This is a genomic window from Streptomyces hundungensis (genome assembly GCF_003627815.1).
Lineage (GTDB): Bacteria > Actinomycetota > Actinomycetes > Streptomycetales > Streptomycetaceae > Streptomyces > Streptomyces hundungensis_A.
Genome location: NZ_CP032698.1, coordinates 5,098,763 through 5,116,183 on the forward strand (window position 1 = coordinate 5,098,763; position 17,421 = coordinate 5,116,183).

Annotated in this window: 14 protein-coding genes and 1 riboswitch; of the genes, 13 read left to right on the top strand and 1 reads right to left on the bottom strand. The window is 72.3% G+C overall.

Annotated features, from left to right (window positions below; genetic code table 11):
- Positions 1-144 precede the first annotated feature (144 nt).
- Positions 145-738, top strand: a complete 594-nt coding sequence (locus tag DWB77_RS22655) for a hypothetical protein (RefSeq protein ID WP_120722991.1) — start codon at positions 145-147, stop codon at positions 736-738.
- Entirely contained in the window at positions 735-2,285 is a 1,551-nt protein-coding gene (locus DWB77_RS22660) for a protein kinase domain-containing protein (RefSeq protein ID WP_428985139.1), read from the top strand. Before DWB77_RS22655 ends, DWB77_RS22660 begins: the two co-directional genes overlap by 4 nt.
- On the opposite strand, the gene DWB77_RS22665 is transcribed toward DWB77_RS22660, so the two are convergent.
- Complete coding sequence (locus tag DWB77_RS22665) at positions 2,228-4,747, bottom strand: YfhO family protein (RefSeq protein ID WP_120722992.1); 2,520 nt, start codon at positions 4,745-4,747, stop codon at positions 2,228-2,230. The genes DWB77_RS22660 and DWB77_RS22665 overlap by 58 nt on opposite strands.
- Before the next feature lie 248 nt (positions 4,748-4,995).
- Between DWB77_RS22665 and DWB77_RS22670 the strand changes: the two genes are divergently transcribed.
- The 11 genes from DWB77_RS22670 (at position 4,996) to DWB77_RS22720 (ending at position 17,374) form a co-directional block, all read left to right on the top strand.
- Positions 4,996-5,670, top strand: coding sequence for a SurA N-terminal domain-containing protein (locus DWB77_RS22670; protein ID WP_120722993.1), 675 nt, complete (start codon positions 4,996-4,998; stop codon positions 5,668-5,670).
- 22 nt (positions 5,671-5,692) lie between these two features.
- The gene (locus DWB77_RS22675; protein WP_120722994.1) at positions 5,693-6,649 is read left to right on the top strand and encodes a nucleoside triphosphate pyrophosphohydrolase; all 957 of its coding nucleotides are present in this window, start codon (positions 5,693-5,695) and stop codon (positions 6,647-6,649) included.
- Positions 6,650-6,854: 205 nt separating this feature from the next.
- Positions 6,855-8,111 (top strand): cytochrome P450 family protein, encoded by a 1,257-nt coding sequence (locus DWB77_RS22680; RefSeq protein ID WP_120722995.1) that lies wholly within the window; start codon positions 6,855-6,857, stop codon positions 8,109-8,111.
- A gap of 143 nt (positions 8,112-8,254) precedes the next feature.
- Positions 8,255-9,292 (top strand): transglycosylase family protein, encoded by a 1,038-nt coding sequence (locus tag DWB77_RS22685; protein ID WP_120722996.1) that lies wholly within the window; start codon positions 8,255-8,257, stop codon positions 9,290-9,292.
- 257 nt (positions 9,293-9,549) lie between these two features.
- A riboswitch (cyclic di-AMP (ydaO/yuaA leader) is annotated at positions 9,550-9,719 on the top strand.
- Positions 9,720-9,722: 3 nt separating this feature from the next.
- On the top strand, positions 9,723-10,400 hold the full coding sequence (locus DWB77_RS22690) for a transglycosylase family protein (RefSeq protein ID WP_120722997.1): 678 nt from the start codon (positions 9,723-9,725) through the stop codon (positions 10,398-10,400).
- 258 nt (positions 10,401-10,658) lie between these two features.
- Entirely contained in the window at positions 10,659-11,945 is a 1,287-nt protein-coding gene (gene eno, locus DWB77_RS22695) for a phosphopyruvate hydratase (protein WP_120722998.1), read from the top strand.
- A gap of 102 nt (positions 11,946-12,047) precedes the next feature.
- The gene (locus DWB77_RS22700) at positions 12,048-12,536 is read left to right on the top strand and encodes an FtsB family cell division protein (protein WP_120722999.1); all 489 of its coding nucleotides are present in this window, start codon (positions 12,048-12,050) and stop codon (positions 12,534-12,536) included.
- A 30-nt stretch (positions 12,537-12,566) separates the two neighbouring features.
- A complete protein-coding gene (locus DWB77_RS22705; RefSeq protein ID WP_120723000.1) occupies positions 12,567-13,100 on the top strand; it encodes a DUF501 domain-containing protein in 534 nt (177 codons plus the stop codon).
- The gene (locus DWB77_RS22710; RefSeq protein WP_120723001.1) at positions 13,097-14,035 is read left to right on the top strand and encodes a Ppx/GppA phosphatase family protein; all 939 of its coding nucleotides are present in this window, start codon (positions 13,097-13,099) and stop codon (positions 14,033-14,035) included. Before DWB77_RS22705 ends, DWB77_RS22710 begins: the two co-directional genes overlap by 4 nt.
- A 369-nt stretch (positions 14,036-14,404) precedes the next feature.
- Positions 14,405-15,796: an NAD(P)/FAD-dependent oxidoreductase gene (locus DWB77_RS22715; protein WP_120723002.1), complete on the top strand. Its 1,392-nt coding sequence runs from the start codon at positions 14,405-14,407 to the stop codon at positions 15,794-15,796.
- A gap of 285 nt (positions 15,797-16,081) precedes the next feature.
- Positions 16,082-17,374, top strand: coding sequence for a class I SAM-dependent methyltransferase (locus tag DWB77_RS22720; protein WP_120723003.1), 1,293 nt, complete (start codon positions 16,082-16,084; stop codon positions 17,372-17,374).
- Positions 17,375-17,421 lie beyond the last annotated feature (47 nt).

Genomic DNA, 17,421 nt, shown 5'->3' on the forward strand with positions numbered 1-17,421 from the left:
CGGCGCGGCCCCGCCGAGGACCGTGGCCCGGGGCGCGGACGGTCCCTGATGACAGTTGGATACCGGCGGGGGGATCACCCGGGACGATGTCAGTGGCGGTGTATACGCTCATCTCCCTGACCCGTCCCAGTTCCAGGAGCAGCAATGCACGGCCCCGGCTATGGACCGCCGCAGCCACGCCCCTCGGGGGCGGGCCAGATCGTGCTGCGCGTGCTGTTCGCGCTGGTGCCGCTGGTCAGCATCGGCATGCTGTCCTGGGCGGCGCTGCTGAGGCTCGCGATCGTGACCCGGCGCCGCGCGCACTGGGTCCTTTTCTGGGTCCAACTGGCCCTGTGTCAGGTCGCGTTCGGCTTCATCATGCGCGCGCCCGACGAGAACGACTGGCGGATGGACGTCGGCATGATCGGTCTGCTCGGCCTCGCCGTGGCCGGCACGGGGTTCTATCTGTACGCCGACATCCGGCACGCCTCCCGTCCGCCGCTCACGCCGGGCCCCTTCGGCCGGTACGCCCCCGCCGGATACGGGCCGCCGCACATACCCGCCACCACGGCCCCCCGGTTCGGTCCTTACGCGAACCCGTACGCCGAGACGCCCATGCCGGCCGCGCCCCCGTCGCCCGTCGCCCCGACGCCCGCGCCGCCCAGCGCCGCGGGCGCGCCCCGCATCGACCAGGTCAGGGCCGAGCTCGACGAGCTGTCGCAGTATCTGCGCAAGGGAACCGGAGGCGGGGACAGGTGACCGCGGGGCGGGTCGTCGCCGACCGCTACGAGCTGGCGGCGATCCTCGGCCAGGGCGGCATGGGTCAGGTGTGGACGGCGTACGACCGGCGTCTGGACCGCCGGGTCGCGGTGAAACTCCTGCGGCCCGACCGGGTCGCCGGCGGCCACGGCGCGGGCGGGGACGTCGACGAGCTGCGGCGCCGGTTCGTGCGCGAATGCCGGGTGACCGCGCAGGTCGACCACCCCGGCCTCGTCACCGTGCACGACGCGGGCGGCGACGGCGACGACCTGTACCTCGTCATGCAGTACGTCGAGGGCGCGGACCTCGCCGACCACCTCGCCGAGCACGAGCCCTACCCCTGGCCGTGGACGGTGGCCGTCGCCGCCCAGCTGTGCGCGGTGCTCTCGGCGGTGCACGCCGTGCCGATCGTCCACCGCGACCTCAAGCCGCGCAATGTGATGGTGCGCCCCGACGGCACGGTGACCGTCCTCGACCTGGGCGTCGCCTCCGTCCTGGACACCGACACGACGCGCCTCACCCACACCGGCTCCCCCATCGGCTCGCCCGCCTACATGGCGCCCGAGCAGGCGATGGGCGGCGCCGTCGGCCCGGGCACCGATCTGTACGCGCTCGGTGTGCTGCTGCACGAACTGCTCAGCGGGGACGTCCCGTTCGCGGGGTCCACCGCGCTCGGCGTCCTGCACCGCCATCTGTACGAGCCGCCGGTTCCGGTGCGCAGAGTGCGGCCCGAAGTGCCCGAGTCCCTCGAAGCGCTGGTGCTGCGGCTGCTCGCCAAGGACCCTCAGGACAGGCCGAGTTGTGCGCAGGAGGTGTACGAGCACCTGGCGCCGCTGCTTCCCGCGCGCGGCGGCCCCGGCCCCACGGGCCCGCTCGACCCGACCCGGCCGTTCCTGCGCCCGCACGCGCCCTGGCCCGACCGGCCGGGGCCCGCGCCCGGCCCGCCCGCCGGCGCGCCGCCGCTGCCCGCCGTCCCGCCGCGGCCCGATGTGGCGGGCGCCGTCGACGAGGTCAAGCGGCTGCTCGGCGAGGGCCGCATCACCCAGGCCGTCGACATCCTCGGCTCGATCCTGCCCGCCGCGGCGGCCGAGCACGGCGAACGCTCGCCGGTGGTACGCATCCTGCGCAAGCAGTACGCGGCGACGCTGATGGACGACGGCCAGTACCGGCGCGCCCTGCCCGAACTGCGCCGGCTCGCCGCCGACCGGTCGGCCGAGGCGGGCCCTGCCGACCCGGGCGCCCTGGACTTCCGCCACGACGCGGCGCACTGCCTCGAACAGCTCGGTGAGGCGGGCGCGGCGCTCGCCGAGTACCGGTCGGTGCTGCCCGGCTTCGAGGCGCTGTACGCCGCGACCGACCCGGCCCGCCCGTTCGGCGTCCGCCACCGGATCGGGCATCTGCTCCTCGCGGTCGGGGACCACGCGGCGGGCCACCAGCAGCTCCAGTCCCTGCTGTGGGACGCGGAACGGGTGTACGGCCCGCAGCACCCCTACCCCGCCGAGCTGCGCCGCGCCCTTGCCCACCAGCGGGAAGTCCGGGGGGCGTAACCGCCCGCCCGGGACGTCCGGCGGTATCGGCCCCACCCCGCCACGCTTAGCAGCGCGAGCAGTGCCGCGCCGCCCACCAGCGAGCCCGAACGCAGGCCCGGCGGGCGGAAGGAGCACTCCACCGCGCGGGCGCCGGACGGCAGGGCGACGGCGGTCAGGCCCAGGTAGTCGCCCGCGGGGGCCGCCGCCGCGCCGTCGACGCGGCAGCTCCAGCCCGCGATGCGGGGCATCGCGAACACCGCCGTTCCGGTGGCCCCGGCGGGGAGTTCGGCGCGGATCGAGCTGTCCGCGACCGAGACCTTCGCGGCGCCCTTCGCCCGCAGGGCGGCGACCGCCCGGTCAAGCGCCACCCGGTCCAGGCAGCCCAGTTCGGCACGCCGGTCGACGGGGCTCAGGGTGATGCGCGAGGCGGCGCCCGGGCCCGCCGACGTGCCGAACGGCAACATCGGAGCCCGGCGGCTGGGTGCTCCGCCGCGCATCTCGACGGCGGGCCCCGACCCGAGGCGGGCGCTGCCGAAGTGTTCCGGCGCCCACAGGAAGATGTCGGTCCCGGCGGGACAGCCCTGGGCGAGGGTGCGCCGCATATAGACGCGGGCGCCGAGCAGAAGCTCCTGGTTGCCGAACGGGTCGTCGCCGTACGCCGGTTGGGGCCCGGGCGGGCGGAGGGTGACCAGCGGCGGCGTCGCGGCGGCCCGGACCAGTACCGGCTCGCCGTCCTTGCCCGCGACGCGGATCCGCGCGCCCACCGAGAAGATCGCGTCGGTCACCGGGTTGTCCAGGGTCTGCACCGCCCGCCCCCGCGAGGTCCAGCCGCCGCCGAGCGCGGTCAGCGTACGGTTCAAGACCTCCGGGGTGAGACTGGAGTAGTAGGCAGCGCCCTCGCCGCCGAGCAGCAGCGGATCGTTGTTGGTGATCTGGAGCCGGCCCGGGTCGGTGCGGTAGGCGGGCCAGCCGGAAGCCTCCGACTCCCGTGCGGCGCGCGCCGTGTGCCGGGCACTCCAGGCGGGATAGCCGTCCATGCGGGCCGCCCGCTCCTGGTCCCCGTACGCCACCGTCACCCCCGCCTGGGCGATCTGTGCCCCGGCCAGCAGGGCGAGCGCGACGAGCGTCGGCCCGCGCCGGCCGCGCCGGGCCAGGAACAGGCCGCCCACGGTGGCCGCCAGGCCCGCCGCGAGCAGCGGATACGTCCACGCGGAGACCAGTTCGCTGAAGGCGGCGCCCGCCGCGATCAGGGCGAGCACACCGCCCCCGCCGAGCAGCGCGCGCCGCCCGGGTATGCCGTACGACAGGGAGACCCAGGCGGCGATCACCAGCAGCCCGCACAGGACGAACGTCTGGCGGTAAGGGCTGCCGTTGGGGGTGACGAAGGCGTGCCAGGCCAGATGGGTCGGCTTCCACTGGAAGGAGAGCGCGACGGCGAGGGCGAGCCCGCTCCACGCGAACCGTTCGCGGCGCGGAACCGCGCGGTGGAAGCCGAGGGTGCAGGCGAGGAAGAGCGCGCCGGTGCCGAGGAAGACGGCGGGGGAGGAGAAGGAGTAGGTGCCGGGCAGGGTGCGGGCCAGATAGTCCGGCCAGGACACCGGCGCGAACTCCCGCACCCAGCCCGGGTGCGCGTGCCGGGTGCCCAGGTAGACGGTGAACAGGATCGGCGCCGCGAGCCCGACGCCGATCGCCACCGACCGCGCGGCCACCAGCGCCGTCCGGATCCTGCTGTACGTCGACCGCATGTCCGTCGCGCGGTCCACGTACAGGAGGAGGAGCAGGACGAGCCCGGCTCCGATCGTCGCCATGTACGCGGTGTAGAAGTTGGCGATCCAGGCGAGCGCCACGATCAGCGGGCCGAGGACCGGCCGCCGGCCGCTCCTGGCCCAGTGGCCGACCAGGCAGAGCAGCGGGAAGGCGATCAGGCCGTCCAGCCACATCGGGTTGTAGATGGACTCCAGGACCGACCAGCCGCACAGCGCGTACGCGGCGCCGAGCACCCCCGCCGCCCAGCGGTGGCGGACCACCGGGCGCAGCGCGAGCAGCAGCACCGTCATCGCGGCGGCCGCGGCGGCCATCTTCAGGACGGTGATCGCGTACACCGCGAGGTCGATGCGGTCGCGCGGGAAGAGCGCGACGAGCGGGGCGAACGGGCTGCCCAGATACGTACCGAGGTCGGGCAGGAACGAAGTCCCGTACCCCGACTGCCAGTTGAGGAGCAGCCCGCCCTCGGCGCGACCGTGCAGCAGGTCCCACAGGTGGGCGTGGAAGGGGACGAACTGGTTGCCCAGGTCGTTGATGGCGCGGGTGTGGCGCTGGAGCGGGCCCAGCGGGATCACCCCGGCGACGGCGTCCGCGCCGCACACCGAGACCAGGCTGATCAGTGCGGAGAGGGCGGCGGCCCGGGCGCCGGGGCGGCGGGCGGCGGGGCCGCGTACCGGGGCCACCGGCGGGGCGTGGGCGGCTTCGAGGGTCGGCATCGAGGTCCTTTGCTGTGCGCTGCCGTCGAATATGCCGGACCCGCGGGGGCAACACAGCGGGCCCGGGCGTCCGTTCACGCGATGGACGGCGCCGCTTCACCCGGCTTCACCCCCGCGACCGATGGGGGCCCCGAATCGTTGGGCGAATCAGTGGCCCCGGCCACCTCGACTGCCTACCATCGATCATCGCAAGGTCTTAGCAAGGTCCGTCGCCACGCCGCACGTATCTGCTCCGCCGGGAGGCTCCTTTGCACCGCCGCCGTCGTACCGCGCTCTCCGTCTCCGTCGCCCTGCTCGCCGCGGGCCCGCTCCTCGCGGCCTGCGGGAGTACGGCCCATCCGGGGGCCGCCGCCGTCGTCGGGGGCGAACGGATCGAGGTCTCCGCGCTCCAGGCCGAGGTCAAGGACGTACGGACGGCTCAGCAGAAGTCCCCGCAGTCCGCCCAGTTGATCAAGGACTCGGGGCAGCTCGGCAAGGTGAAGCTCAGCAACATGATCTTCGACCGGGTCCTTGCGCGCGCCGCCGAGCAGGCCGGGGTGAGCGTGAGCCCCAAGGAGGTCCAGGACGCGCGGGCCGCGATGGTGCGGCAGGCCGGCGGTGAGGACCAGCTGCGCGAGCAGGCGCTGGGCCAGGGCGGGCTCGCCCCCGACCAGATCGACACCTATGTCCGGCGCCAGGTCACCGAGCAGAAGCTGGCCGGCGCGATCGGCGCCCGCACCCAGCAGGATCTGCTGCCCGCCCTGGTCAAGGCGTCCAAGGAGCTGAAGGTCGACGTGAACCCGCGCTACGGCAGCTGGAACGCGAGCCAGATCCAGCTCGCCGACTACCAGGCACCCTGGATCGCCAAGACCAAGGTCGCGCCTCTCCAGGGCGCCGCCGACGACCAGCAGGTCGACCCCGAGGACTCCGCGTCGACCGGCTGAGCCGCCGGGGTAGGTTCGGAGGGTGACCGCTGCTCAAGAACCCGGCCGAATCGTTCTGCTCACCGCGAGCCACCGGGTCGCCCCCGGCCTGTTGTCCTGGCCCGCGTGGGAGACCCTGCGCGCCGCCGACCTCGTCCTGTGCCCCGACGCCGGGCACCCGCAGCTTCCGTATCTGCGCGAGGCCGGCGTCGCGGTGGAGATCTCGGTGCCGGTGGCGTCCGACCTGGTCGAGGCGTGCGCGGGCGGCCGCACCGTGGTCGTCCTGCCCTCCGGTGAGGGCGACCGTGACCTGACCGACGGCCTCGCCCGGCTCGCCGGCTCCGGCCGGGTCTCCATGCCGAACCTCGAACTGCTCCCCGGCTCCTACGACCTGCCGGGCGCGCGCCTGCTCGACCTGGTCCAGGTCATGGACCGCATCCGGCGCTCCTGCCCCTGGTCCTCGCGCCAGACCCACCAGGGCCTCGCCAAGTACGCGCTGGAAGAGGCGTACGAACTCGTCGAGGCGGTGGAGGAGGGGGACCGCGACGAGCTGCGCGAGGAGCTCGGCGACGTGCTGCTCCAAGTCGTCTTCCACGCGCGGATCGCCGAGGAGGACGAGGAGGAGCCGTTCTCCGTAGACGACGTCGCGGCCGGGATCGTGGAGAAGCTCATCCACCGGCATCCGCATGTGTTCGGCTCCGAGACGGCCGAGACGCCGGAGGAGGTCAAGGAGCACTGGCTGCGGATGAAGGGGGTCGAGAAGCGGCGGGCGTCGGTGACGGACGGGGTGCCGCTGGGGCAGCCGGCGCTGGCCCTCGCGGCCAAGCTGTCCGCGCGGGCCCACACGGCGGACCTGTCGGTGCCGCTTCCCTCCGGGGAGGGTGTGGGGTATCGGCTGTTGGCGATGGCCGTGGAGGCGGAGCGGGGTGGGGTGGATCCGGAGGGGGCGTTGCGGGCGGCTGCGCGGGCGTACCGGGACGCCATCCGCTCGGCGGAGTAGCCCCCACCCCGCCCCTCCCCGAAACCCTCCGGGGGCTCCCGGTTCCCTGCGGGTCGTGGGTGGCTGGGCGCGCAGTTCCCCGCGCCCCTCAGCGGCCCCGGTGCTGGCCCGCACCTCAGCCTGTCCGGCGTTTGAGGACGAGCGCCGTTCAGGCGCGATCGGGGTCTGGGGCGGAGCCCCGGAGGGGGCGGGATAGCGTCGGGGGGTGCAGCATGAGGCCGATGCCCCCCTTCCCCCCGCCCCGGAACTCTTCACCTGGGAGTTCGCCACCAACCCCTACCCCGCCTACGCCTGGCTCAGAACGCACGCCCCCGTGCACCGCACCCGGCTGCCGAGCGGCGTCGAGGCGTGGCTGGTGACGCGGTACGGGGACGCCAAGCAGGCCCTCGCCGACCAGCGGCTCTCCAAGAATCCGGCGCACCACGACGAGCCCGCCCACGCCAAGGGCAAGACGGGCATCCCGGGCGAGCGCAAGGCCGAGCTGATGACGCATCTGCTCAACATCGACCCCCCGGACCACACCCGCCTCCGCCGCCTCGTGTCGAAGGCGTTCACGCCCCGTACGGTCGCCCAATTCGCGCCCCGCGTACAGGAGTTGACCGACCAGCTCATCGACGCGTTCGCGGCGGAGGGGGAGGCCGACCTCATCCACGAGTTCGCCTTCCCGCTGCCCATCTACGCCATCTGCGACCTGCTGGGCGTACCGCGCGAGGACCAGGACGACTTCCGCGACTGGGCGGGCATGATGATCCGCCATGGCGGCGGCCCCCGCGGCGGCGTCGCGCGGTCGGTGAAGAAGATGCGCGACTATCTCGCCGAGCTCATCCACAAGAAGCGCGAGAACCCCGGCGACGACCTCATCTCGCGGCTCATCGAGGCCAGCGACCACGGCGAGCACCTGACGGAGAACGAGGCCGCCGCCATGGCCTTCATCCTGTTGTTCGCCGGGTTCGAGACGACGGTCAACCTCATCGGGAACGGCATGTACGCCCTGCTGCGCGACCCGGGGCAGCGCGAGCGCCTCCAGGCCTCGCTCGCCGCGGGGGAGAGCGACCTCCTGGAGACCGGTGTCGAGGAGCTCCTGCGCTTCGACGGGCCGGTGGAGCTCGCGACCTGGCGGTTCGCCGTCGAGCCGCTGACGCTCGGCGGGCAGGACATCGCGGCCGGCGACCCCGTCCTCGTGGTGCTGGCCGCGGCCGACCGCGACCCGGACCGCTTCGACGACCCCGACACCCTCGACCTCGGCCGCCGCGACAACCAGCACCTCGGGTACGGGCACGGCATCCACTACTGCCTCGGCGCCCCGCTCGCCCGGCTGGAAGGGCAGACCGCGCTGGCGACCCTGTTGCGGCGCCTTCCCGATCTGCGGCTGGCGGTGGAACCCGAGGACATGCGCTGGCGCGGCGGGCTCATCATGCGAGGTCTGCGCACCCTGCCGGTCGCGTTCACGCCGCCGCGCTGAAGCCCCGTACCCCCGCGATATCTGACGGACCGTCAAGACTGTGACTTTTATGTGATCGCGGGGGCATCGACTTGTGACAAACGTTCGAGTGCGGCTACCTTCACCGTTCATTCGGCTCAGCAGTCACACGGAAGGCTTTTCGCATGCGCTCCGGGAATGGACGGCATCGTCGACCCCGCCAGGCACCCGCCCTCGTCGTCGCGGCAGGAGTGACCGGATCCGCTCTCGCGCTTCCGCTGCTCGCCGCGACCGGTGCGAACGCCGCGGACGCGAACACCTGGAACGAGGTGGCCGCCTGTGAGTCCGGCGGGCTGTGGAGCGCCGACTTCGGCAACGGCCTGTACGGCGGCCTCCAGTTCTCGCAGGCCACCTGGGAGGCGTACGGAGGCAACGAGTACGCCCAGCGTGCCGACCTCGCCAGCCGTGCCCAGCAGATAGCCGTCGCCGAGAAGGTGCTCGCGGCCAAGGGTGCCCAGGCCTTCGCCAACTGCGGTACCGGCGCCGGGCTCGCCAAGGGCGGCGGCGCGGCGGACGTCGACCCGGGCGTGCCCAGCGCCCCCACCGGCACGGCCTCGCCCGTCCCGACCGCCCCCGCCACCAAGGCGCCCGACACCACCCCGGCGCCGGGCGGTTCGACCCCCGCCAAGACCTCCCCGGACGCGCTCCCGCCGAGCGGCCCCGTCAAGTCCCCGGCGCCGTCCGGGTCCACGCCGGAGGGGGCCGGCAAGCACCGCGGCACGCCCGCGCCGGAGGAGAGCGCCGGCGCCACGTCCCGGGGCACCGGCACGGACGCCCCGGCCGGTTCGAGCGGCTCCACGGCTCCGGCGGGTTCGGCCGGGTCGACGGGGTCGGCCGGTTCGGGTTCGGGCGCCGCGGGTGACGCCGCCCCGAACCGTGACTCCGGACAGCACGCCTCGCGGGGTGACGGTGCCTCACGTGAGGCCGGCAACGCCCCTGCGGCGAGCGGCGACTACACGGTCCGCCCCGGCGACAATCTGTCGGCCATCGCCGAAGCGAACAAGGTGCAGGGCGGCTGGCCCGCGCTCTACCACGCCAACGAGCAGCTCATCGGCACCGACCCGAACCTCATCCTGCCCGGCCAGAGCCTGGCTCTGACGGAGGTGAAGGGCGCGCCGACGACTGCGGCCCCGGCCCCGAACTCGGCCCCGAAGCAGGGCTAGTTCGAGGGTGTATGTCCGTTGTGTGCAAGTGAGACATGGGTCTCTTAGCCCCAACTGGCGTGTCTCGTCCGACCGGTCCGTCCGCCCCGCCCCTCACCTGCGAAAACAACCGTTCTGTGGAGGCAAGTAGGGGGGTTTTCTCCCCGATGTGCCTCTTTGAACATTGGCGGGGCGTGTGTTTTCGTCGGACTCGCTCGTCACCGCGAGCCCCGTCGACCGAGCACGCCGAATCCTGCCGTCGGCCGATGGGAACAGTCGACGCTTATGCGCCGTAGGCAGGAGCGGGGGACCCAAGGTAAGTGCCGGGCCCGGCAGTTCACAGGACTGCCGCCAACGGCTTGGGGTGAAGACGGGCGCTTCGGCGCTCGGCCGGGCAGCTCACGCCCGAACCCGACAGCTCACCTCGCAGGCGTCGGTGAGGAGAATTTCCATGCTGCTTTCCGGCAAGGGCAAGCACCGCCGCCCGTCCAAGGCCGTCCGTGTCGCCACGCTCGCCGGCGTCACCGGTGTCGCCGTCGCCGCTCCGCTGATGGCGGCCGGCAACGCTTCCGCCGCCTCCGTCTCGACCTGGGACGCCGTCGCCCAGTGCGAGTCCGGCGGCAACTGGTCCATCAACACCGGCAACGGTTACTACGGTGGCCTCCAGTTCTCGCAGTCCTCCTGGGCCGCCGCCGGCGGCACCCAGTACGCCTCGCGCGCCGACCTCGCCACCAAGGGTCAGCAGATAGCCGCCGCCGAGAAGCTGCTCGCGATCCAGGGCCCGGGTGCCTGGTCCTGCGCCGGCGCCGGCAACCTGACGTCCGGCGGCAGCAAGGCCGACGTCGACACCTCCGGCTCCTCGGCCGCCAAGCCCTCGAAGCCGAAGGCCGCCCCGCAGCAGAAGTCGCAGCGCGTCGAGTCCGCGCCGAAGGCCAGCCGCAGCGAGCAGCGCAGCGAGCCGGTGAAGCAGGGCGACGGTGAGTACACCGTCAAGTCCGGCGACACCCTCGGCACCATCGCGACCGCCAACAGCACCAAGGGCGGCTGGCAGCACCTGTTCGAGCTGAACAAGGACATCGTCAAGGACGCGAACCTGATCTTCCCGGGTCAGAAGCTGCACCTCGGCTGAGTCCGGCCCACCCCCAGGTCGCCCCGGCCCGGCGCGCATTCCCCCGTACGCGCCGGGCCGGGGTTTTCGCTATTACCGGGCAGTAGGGTTGTGGTCCTTTGCCCCGGAACGCAGGCTCTTGGGCCCTTTTTCGTCCCAGGAGGCGGGCACGGGCCGACCGGAGCCCCGGAGCCGGTTAGGCTCTTGTCGCAAGGCGAAGCGACCCCGCCCGGCCCTTGCACTGCTTGCGTCACATCTAGCGTCACATCCCAGAAGGAGATGCTCGTGCCGTCCATCGACGTCGTCGTAGCCCGGGAAATCCTGGACTCCCGAGGCAACCCCACGGTCGAGGTCGAGGTCGGCCTCGACGACGGCAGCACCGGCCGTGCTGCCGTTCCGTCCGGCGCCTCCACCGGTGCCTTCGAGGCCATCGAGCTTCGTGACGGCGACCCCAACCGCTACGGCGGCAAGGGTGTCGAGAAGGCCGTCCTCGCCGTCATCGAGCAGATCGGCCCGGAGCTCGTCGGCTACGACGCCACCGAGCAGCGCCTGATCGACCAGGCCATGTTCGACCTGGACGCCACCGACAACAAGGGCTCGCTCGGCGCCAACGCCATCCTCGGCGTCTCGCTCGCCGTCGCGCACGCCGCCTCCGAGGCCAGCGACCTGCCGCTCTTCCGCTACCTCGGCGGACCCAACGCGCACCTGCTGCCCGTCCCGATGATGAACATCCTCAACGGTGGCTCCCACGCGGACTCCAACGTCGACATCCAGGAGTTCATGATCGCCCCGATCGGCGCGGAGTCCTTCTCCGAGGCCCTTCGCTGGGGTGCCGAGGTCTACCACACGCTCAAGGGCGTCCTGAAGCGCAAGGGCCTCTCCACCGGCCTCGGCGACGAGGGCGGCTTCGCGCCGAACCTGGAGTCCAACCGCGCCGCCCTCGACCTCATCGTCGAGGCCATCAAGGAGGCCGGTTACGCCCCGGGCAAGGACGTCGCGCTGGCGCTCGACGTCGCCGCGTCCGAGTTCTACAAGGACGGCAAGTACGAGTTCGAGGGCAAGTCCCGCTCGGCCGCCGAGATGACCGAGTACTACGAGGAGCTCGTCGCCGCGTACCCGCTGGTCTCCATCGAGGACCCGCTGTTCGAGGACGACTGGGCCGGCTGGAACACCATCACCTCGCGCCTCGGCTCCAAGGTGCAGATCGTCGGCGACGACCTGTTCGTCACCAACCCCGAGCGCCTCGCCCGCGGCATCGAGGAGGGCTCCGCCAACGCCCTGCTCGTCAAGGTCAACCAGATCGGCTCGCTGACCGAGACCCTGGACGCCGTCGAGATGGCCCAGCGCAACGGCTTCAAGTGCATGATGTCCCACCGCTCCGGCGAGACCGAGGACGTCACCATCGCCGACCTCGCCGTCGCGGTGAACTGCGGCCAGATCAAGACCGGCGCCCCGGCCCGCTCGGACCGCGTCGCCAAGTACAACCAGCTGCTGCGCATCGAGGAGATCCTCGACGACGCCGCGGTGTACGCGGGCCGCAGCGCGTTCCCCCGCTTCAAGGGCTGACGTGTGAAGGGCTGACGCCCTAGCCAGTCGTCCGTACGTCCCCGGCCGCGGTCCCGTACCGTGTCCGGGGACGTACGTGTGTGATGGGGAGGCGGGAGAGCGATGGGCAAGGAAGCCAAGGTCAAGGACCGTGACCGGTTCTCCACCGCGGCCCGGCTCAAGGTGCTCGGCGAGCAGACCGCGGCCCGCGTCTACCGCTCGCAGAACAAACGCCAGGCCCGCCGCTCGCGCCTCACCGGCCGGGCGGCGCTGCTGGCCCTGGTGCTCTGCTCCCTGATCGTGGCGCTCGCCTACCCCATGCGGCAGTACGTGTCGCAGCGCGGCGACATCGCCGACCAGCAGCGCAAGGCCGCCGACGCCCAGCAGGCCGTCGAGCGGCTGCGGGACGAGAAGGCGCGGCTCCAGGACGACGCGTACATCGAGAAGCTGGCCCGCGAGCACCTGCACATGCAGTTCCCCGGGGAGAGCGGCTTCACCGTCGTCGACCCGGGCGCGGCGAACAAGCACCGCGAGGACAAGGGCGCCACCGGCCGCGCCTGGCACTCCAACCTCTGGGACGGCGTCGACAAGGCCGACCGTTCCGCCAACTGACCACCGCTAGCGATAGAGACCGACCCAGTCATGGAAACGCCCCCGCCCCAGACCGAACGCACCGAGCCCACCGATGCGGACATCGCCGCCTTCAAGCAGCAGTTGGGCCGCCCCCCGCGCGGTCTGCGGGCGATCGCGCACCGCTGCCCCTGCGGCAACCCGGACGTCGTCGAGACGGCCCCGCGCCTGGAGGACGGCACGCCCTTCCCGACGACGTACTACCTGACGTGCCCGCGTGCCGCCTCCGCGATCGGCACCCTCGAGGCCAACGGCGTCATGAAGGACATGACGGAGCGCCTCGCGAGCGACCCCGAACTCGCCGCGGCCTACCGGGCGGCGCACGAGGACTACATCGCGCGCCGTGACGCCATCGAGGTCCTGGAGGGCTTCCCGAGCGCCGGCGGCATGCCGGACCGGGTCAAGTGCCTGCACGTCCTGGTCGGTCACTCGCTGGCGGCCGGCCCGGGCGTCAACCCGCTCGGCGACGAGGCCATCGCGCTGCTGCCCGAGTGGTGGGCCAAGGGCCCGTGCGTGACGCCGTGCGGCGAGGGGGACGAGAAGTGACGCGGGTCGCCGCGATCGACTGCGGCACCAACTCGATCCGCCTCCTCGTCGCCGACGCCACTGTGTCCGACAGCGCCTCCGGCGCGGGGACCACCGGGCACATCACCGACCTGGACCGGCGCATGACCATCGTGCGGCTCGGCCAGGGCGTGGACCGCACCGGCCGGCTGGCCCCCGAGGCACTGGAGCGGACGTTCGCGGCGTGCCGCGAGTACGCCGCCGTGATCAAGGAGCTCGGTGCGGAGCGCGTCCGCTTCGTGGCGACCTCCGCGTCGCGCGACGCCGAGAACCGCGAGGAGTTCACGCGCGGGGTCCTGGACATCCTGGGCGTCGAACCCGAGGTGATCTCGGGCGACCAGGAGGCCGAGTTCTCCTTCACGGGCGCCACCAAGGAGCTGCCCGGCGACGGGGACTATCTCGTCGTCGACATCGGCGGCGGCTCCACCGAGTTCGTGGTCGGCTCCTCGGGCGTCGAGGCCGCCCGCTCGGTCGACATCGGCTGTGTGCGGATGACGGAGCGTCACCATCCCGGCGACCCGGCGACGCCCGAGCAGATCGCCGCGATCCGGGCCGACATCGAGGCGGCCCTCGACCTCGCCGAGGCGACCGTGCCGCTGCGCGAGCCGCGCACCCTGGTGGGTCTCGCGGGCTCCGTCACCACCATCGCCGCGATCTCGCTCGGTCTGACCGGGTACGACTCGGCGGCCATCCATCATTCACGGATCTCTCACGAGGAGGTCGCCGCGATCACCGGGCGCCTGCTCGCCTCCACCCACGAGGAGCGCACCGCCATCCCCGTGCTGCATCCGGGCCGGATCGACGTGATCGCGGCCGGTGCGCTGGTCCTGCTGGCCGTCATGGAGCGGACCGGGGCCCGTGAGGTCGTGGTCAGCGAGCACGACATTCTGGACGGAATCGCCTGGTCGATCGCCTGATCGCGGTCCTTGGCGGGCCGTTCGGGCGCGCTTCGCGAGAAAGTTCGTGAAGTTCTTCACAAGGAATTGGGGCCCTCGGGCCGAGGAAAGTGGTGCGAGTACCGCTTTCTGAGGCCCGAGGGCGTCTTCTGTGGCGATTCCCTACGGTGGCGACCGTGTTGCGCCTACGTTTCCCGGAGCGGTGGTCCACCACGCCCTGGGCGGGGGAGGCCAGTTCAGGAGGGGTGGACAACGTTCCCCCGCACCCCGTGGTTCCCTCCCGTGACCATGACCTCGGTCACGTGGGCCGCGCAGTGTAGCAGAGGCCCTTGCGATCCTTGTGAAGGGGCGCACGAGCAGGGGTCCACGAGCGGGTGGATACTCGATGGCATGAGCACCACGGAGCGTCCCAGGATCCTCGTAGTAGGTGGCGGGTACGTAGGCCTGTACGCAGCGCGACGCATTCTCAAGAAGATGCGTTACGCGGAAGCGACCGTCACGGTCGTCGACCCGCGCTCGTACATGACGTACCAGCCCTTCCTCCCCGAAGCCGCCGCAGGCAGCATCTCGCCGCGTCACGTCGTCGTCCCGCTGCGACGCGTCGTGCGTGGAGCTGAGGTGCTCACCGGCCGGGTCACCAGCATCGACCAGGACCGCAAGGTCGCCACGGTCGCGCCGCTCGTCGGCGAGGCCTACGAGCTGCCCTTCGACTACCTGGTGATCGCGATGGGTGCGGTCTCCCGCACCTTCCCGATCCCCGGCCTCGCCGAGCAGGGCATCGGCATGAAGGGCGTGGAGGAGGCCATCGGCCTGCGCAACCACGTCCTGGAGCAGCTCGACAAGGCCGACTCCACCACGGACGAGGACGTCCGCCGCAAGGCGCTGACCTTCGTCTTCGTGGGTGGCGGCTTCGCCGGCGCGGAGACCATCGGCGAGGTGGAGGACATGGCCCGCGACGCGGCCAAGTACTACACCAACGTCAAGCGCGAGGACATGCGCTTCATCCTGGTCGACGCCGCCGACAAGATCCTTCCCGAGGTCGGCCCGGAGCTCGGCCGCTGGGGCAAGGAGCACCTCGAGGGCCGTGGCGTCGAGATCTACCTCTCGACCTCCATGGACTCCTGCGTCGACGGCCACGTCGTGCTGAAGAACGGCCTCGAGGTCGACTCCAACACCATCGTGTGGACCGCCGGCGTCAAGCCCAACCCGGCGCTCTCCCGCTTCGGCCTGCCGCTCGGCCCGCGCGGTCACGTGGACGCCCAGCCGACCCTCCAGGTCACCGGCACCGACTACATCTGGGCCGCGGGCGACAACGCCCAGGTCCCGGACCTCGCCTCGCGCAAGGCCGGTGTGGAGAACGCCTGGTGCCCGCCGAACGCCCAGCACGCGCTGCGCCAGGCCAAGGTCCTCGGCGACAACGTGGTCTCCGGTATGCGGGGCTTCCCGCAGAAGGAGTACTCGCACGCCAACAAGGGCGCGGTGGCCGGTCTCGGCCTCCACAAGGGCGTCGCGATGATCGTCATGGGCAAGATGAAGATCAAGCTCAAGGGCCGTCTCGCCTGGTACATGCACCGTGGCTACCACGGTCTGGCCGTGCCGACCTGGAACCGCAAGATCCGCGTGATCGCCGACTGGACGCTCGCGATGTTCCTCAAGCGCGAGGTCGTCTCCCTCGGCGCGATGGAGACCCCGCGCGAGGAGTTCTACGAGGCGGCGAAGCCCGCTCCGGCTCCTGCGGCCAAGGTCGAGGACAAGAAGGAGCAGAAGGCCAAGGCCTCCTAGCTCGGGCCAAGGCCTCCTGGCTCCACCCGCTCCCTCCCGAAGGGGTCGCCCGCCATCCGTGGTGCGGGCGGCCCCTTCGGCGTACCCTGCCCCCCTTCGGGCGCACCCCGCCCCCGCGGCGTGCCGCCGACCCCCGCGGCCTCGCGCGCGACGCCGGTTTCCGGCCACCGAAGATGCCGTATGCAGCCACCCTGTCACCCCCCTGCGCCTAGCGGGATTGCCGCGCGCCCGGGCAGTGTTGTGCAGGGTGCTGTGACATTTCTGCGAGGTACGGAGGTGTGCGCGATGGCCGACGCGGCGCTGCGGCTGACCGCTCTTGCCGAGGAAGTGCTGGGGGAGGCCCTGCCGATACGGATCAGGGCGTGGGACGGCAGCGAGGCGGGCCCGCCCGGCGCCCCGGTCCTGGTCGTACGCCATCGGCGCGCGCTGCGCCGACTGCTGTGGAAGCCGGGCGAACTCGGCCTGGCCCGCGCCTGGGTGGCCGGCGAACTCGACGTCGAGGGCGATCTGTACGCCCTGCTCGACCGGTTGTCCGGGCTGATCTGGGAGCGCGAGGAGGAGCCCGGCAAGCGCGTGCACCCGGTGCGCGATCCGCGCCTGCGGGCCGCCGCGAGGGAGCTGGTGAAACTGGGCGGCGCGCTGCCCCCGCCGGCCCCGCCCGCCGAGGAGGTGCACCGGCGCACCGGACGGCTGCACACCAGGCGCCGCGACAAGGAGGCGATCAGCCACCACTACGACGTCGGAAACGACTTCTACGCGCTGGTGCTCGGCCCCTCGATGGTCTACTCGTGCGCCTACTGGGAGAGCCCCGAGTCCACCCTCGAAGAGGCCCAGCGCGACAAACTCGACCTGGTCTGCCGCAAGTTGGCCCTCAAGGAGGGCGACCGGCTCCTGGACGTCGGCTGCGGCTGGGGCTCGATGGCCATCCACGCGGCCCGCGAGTACGGCGCGCACGTCGTCGGCATCACCCTCTCGCGCGAGCAGGCGGCGTACGCCCGCAAGCGCATCGCCGAGGAGGGGCTGACCGACCGGATAGAGATCCGCGTACAGGACTACCGGGACGTCAAGGACGGCCCGTACGACGCGATTTCCTCCATCGGGATGGCCGAGCACGTCGGCTCGGTGCGCTACGCGGAGTACGCGGACATCCTGTACGGGCTGCTCAGGGACGGCGGGCGGCTGCTCAACCACCAGATCGCCCGGCGCCCCGAGCGGGACGAATCGGCGTACCACATCGACGAGTTCATCGATGCGTACGTCTTCCCCGACGGCGAGCTCGCCCCGGTCGGGCGGACGGTCTCCACCTTGGAGGAGGCCGGGTTCGAGGCGCGGGACGTCGAACCCATCCGGGAGCACTACGCACTGACGCTCCGTCAGTGGGTGGCCAACCTGGAGTCCGACTGGCCGCGCGCCGTGCGCCACACCAGCCCCGGCCGGGCCAGGATCTGGCGGCTCTACATGGCGGCCTGCGCGCTCTCCTTCGAGCGCAACCGGATCGGCGTCAACCAGATCCTCGCGGTGAAGACCCCGGTGAGCGGCGCCTCGGGGATGTCGTTGCGGGCCCGCACCTGGAACTGACCCGCTGCGGCATCGCGCGCCGACGCCGAAGGGCCCCGGGAGACCTG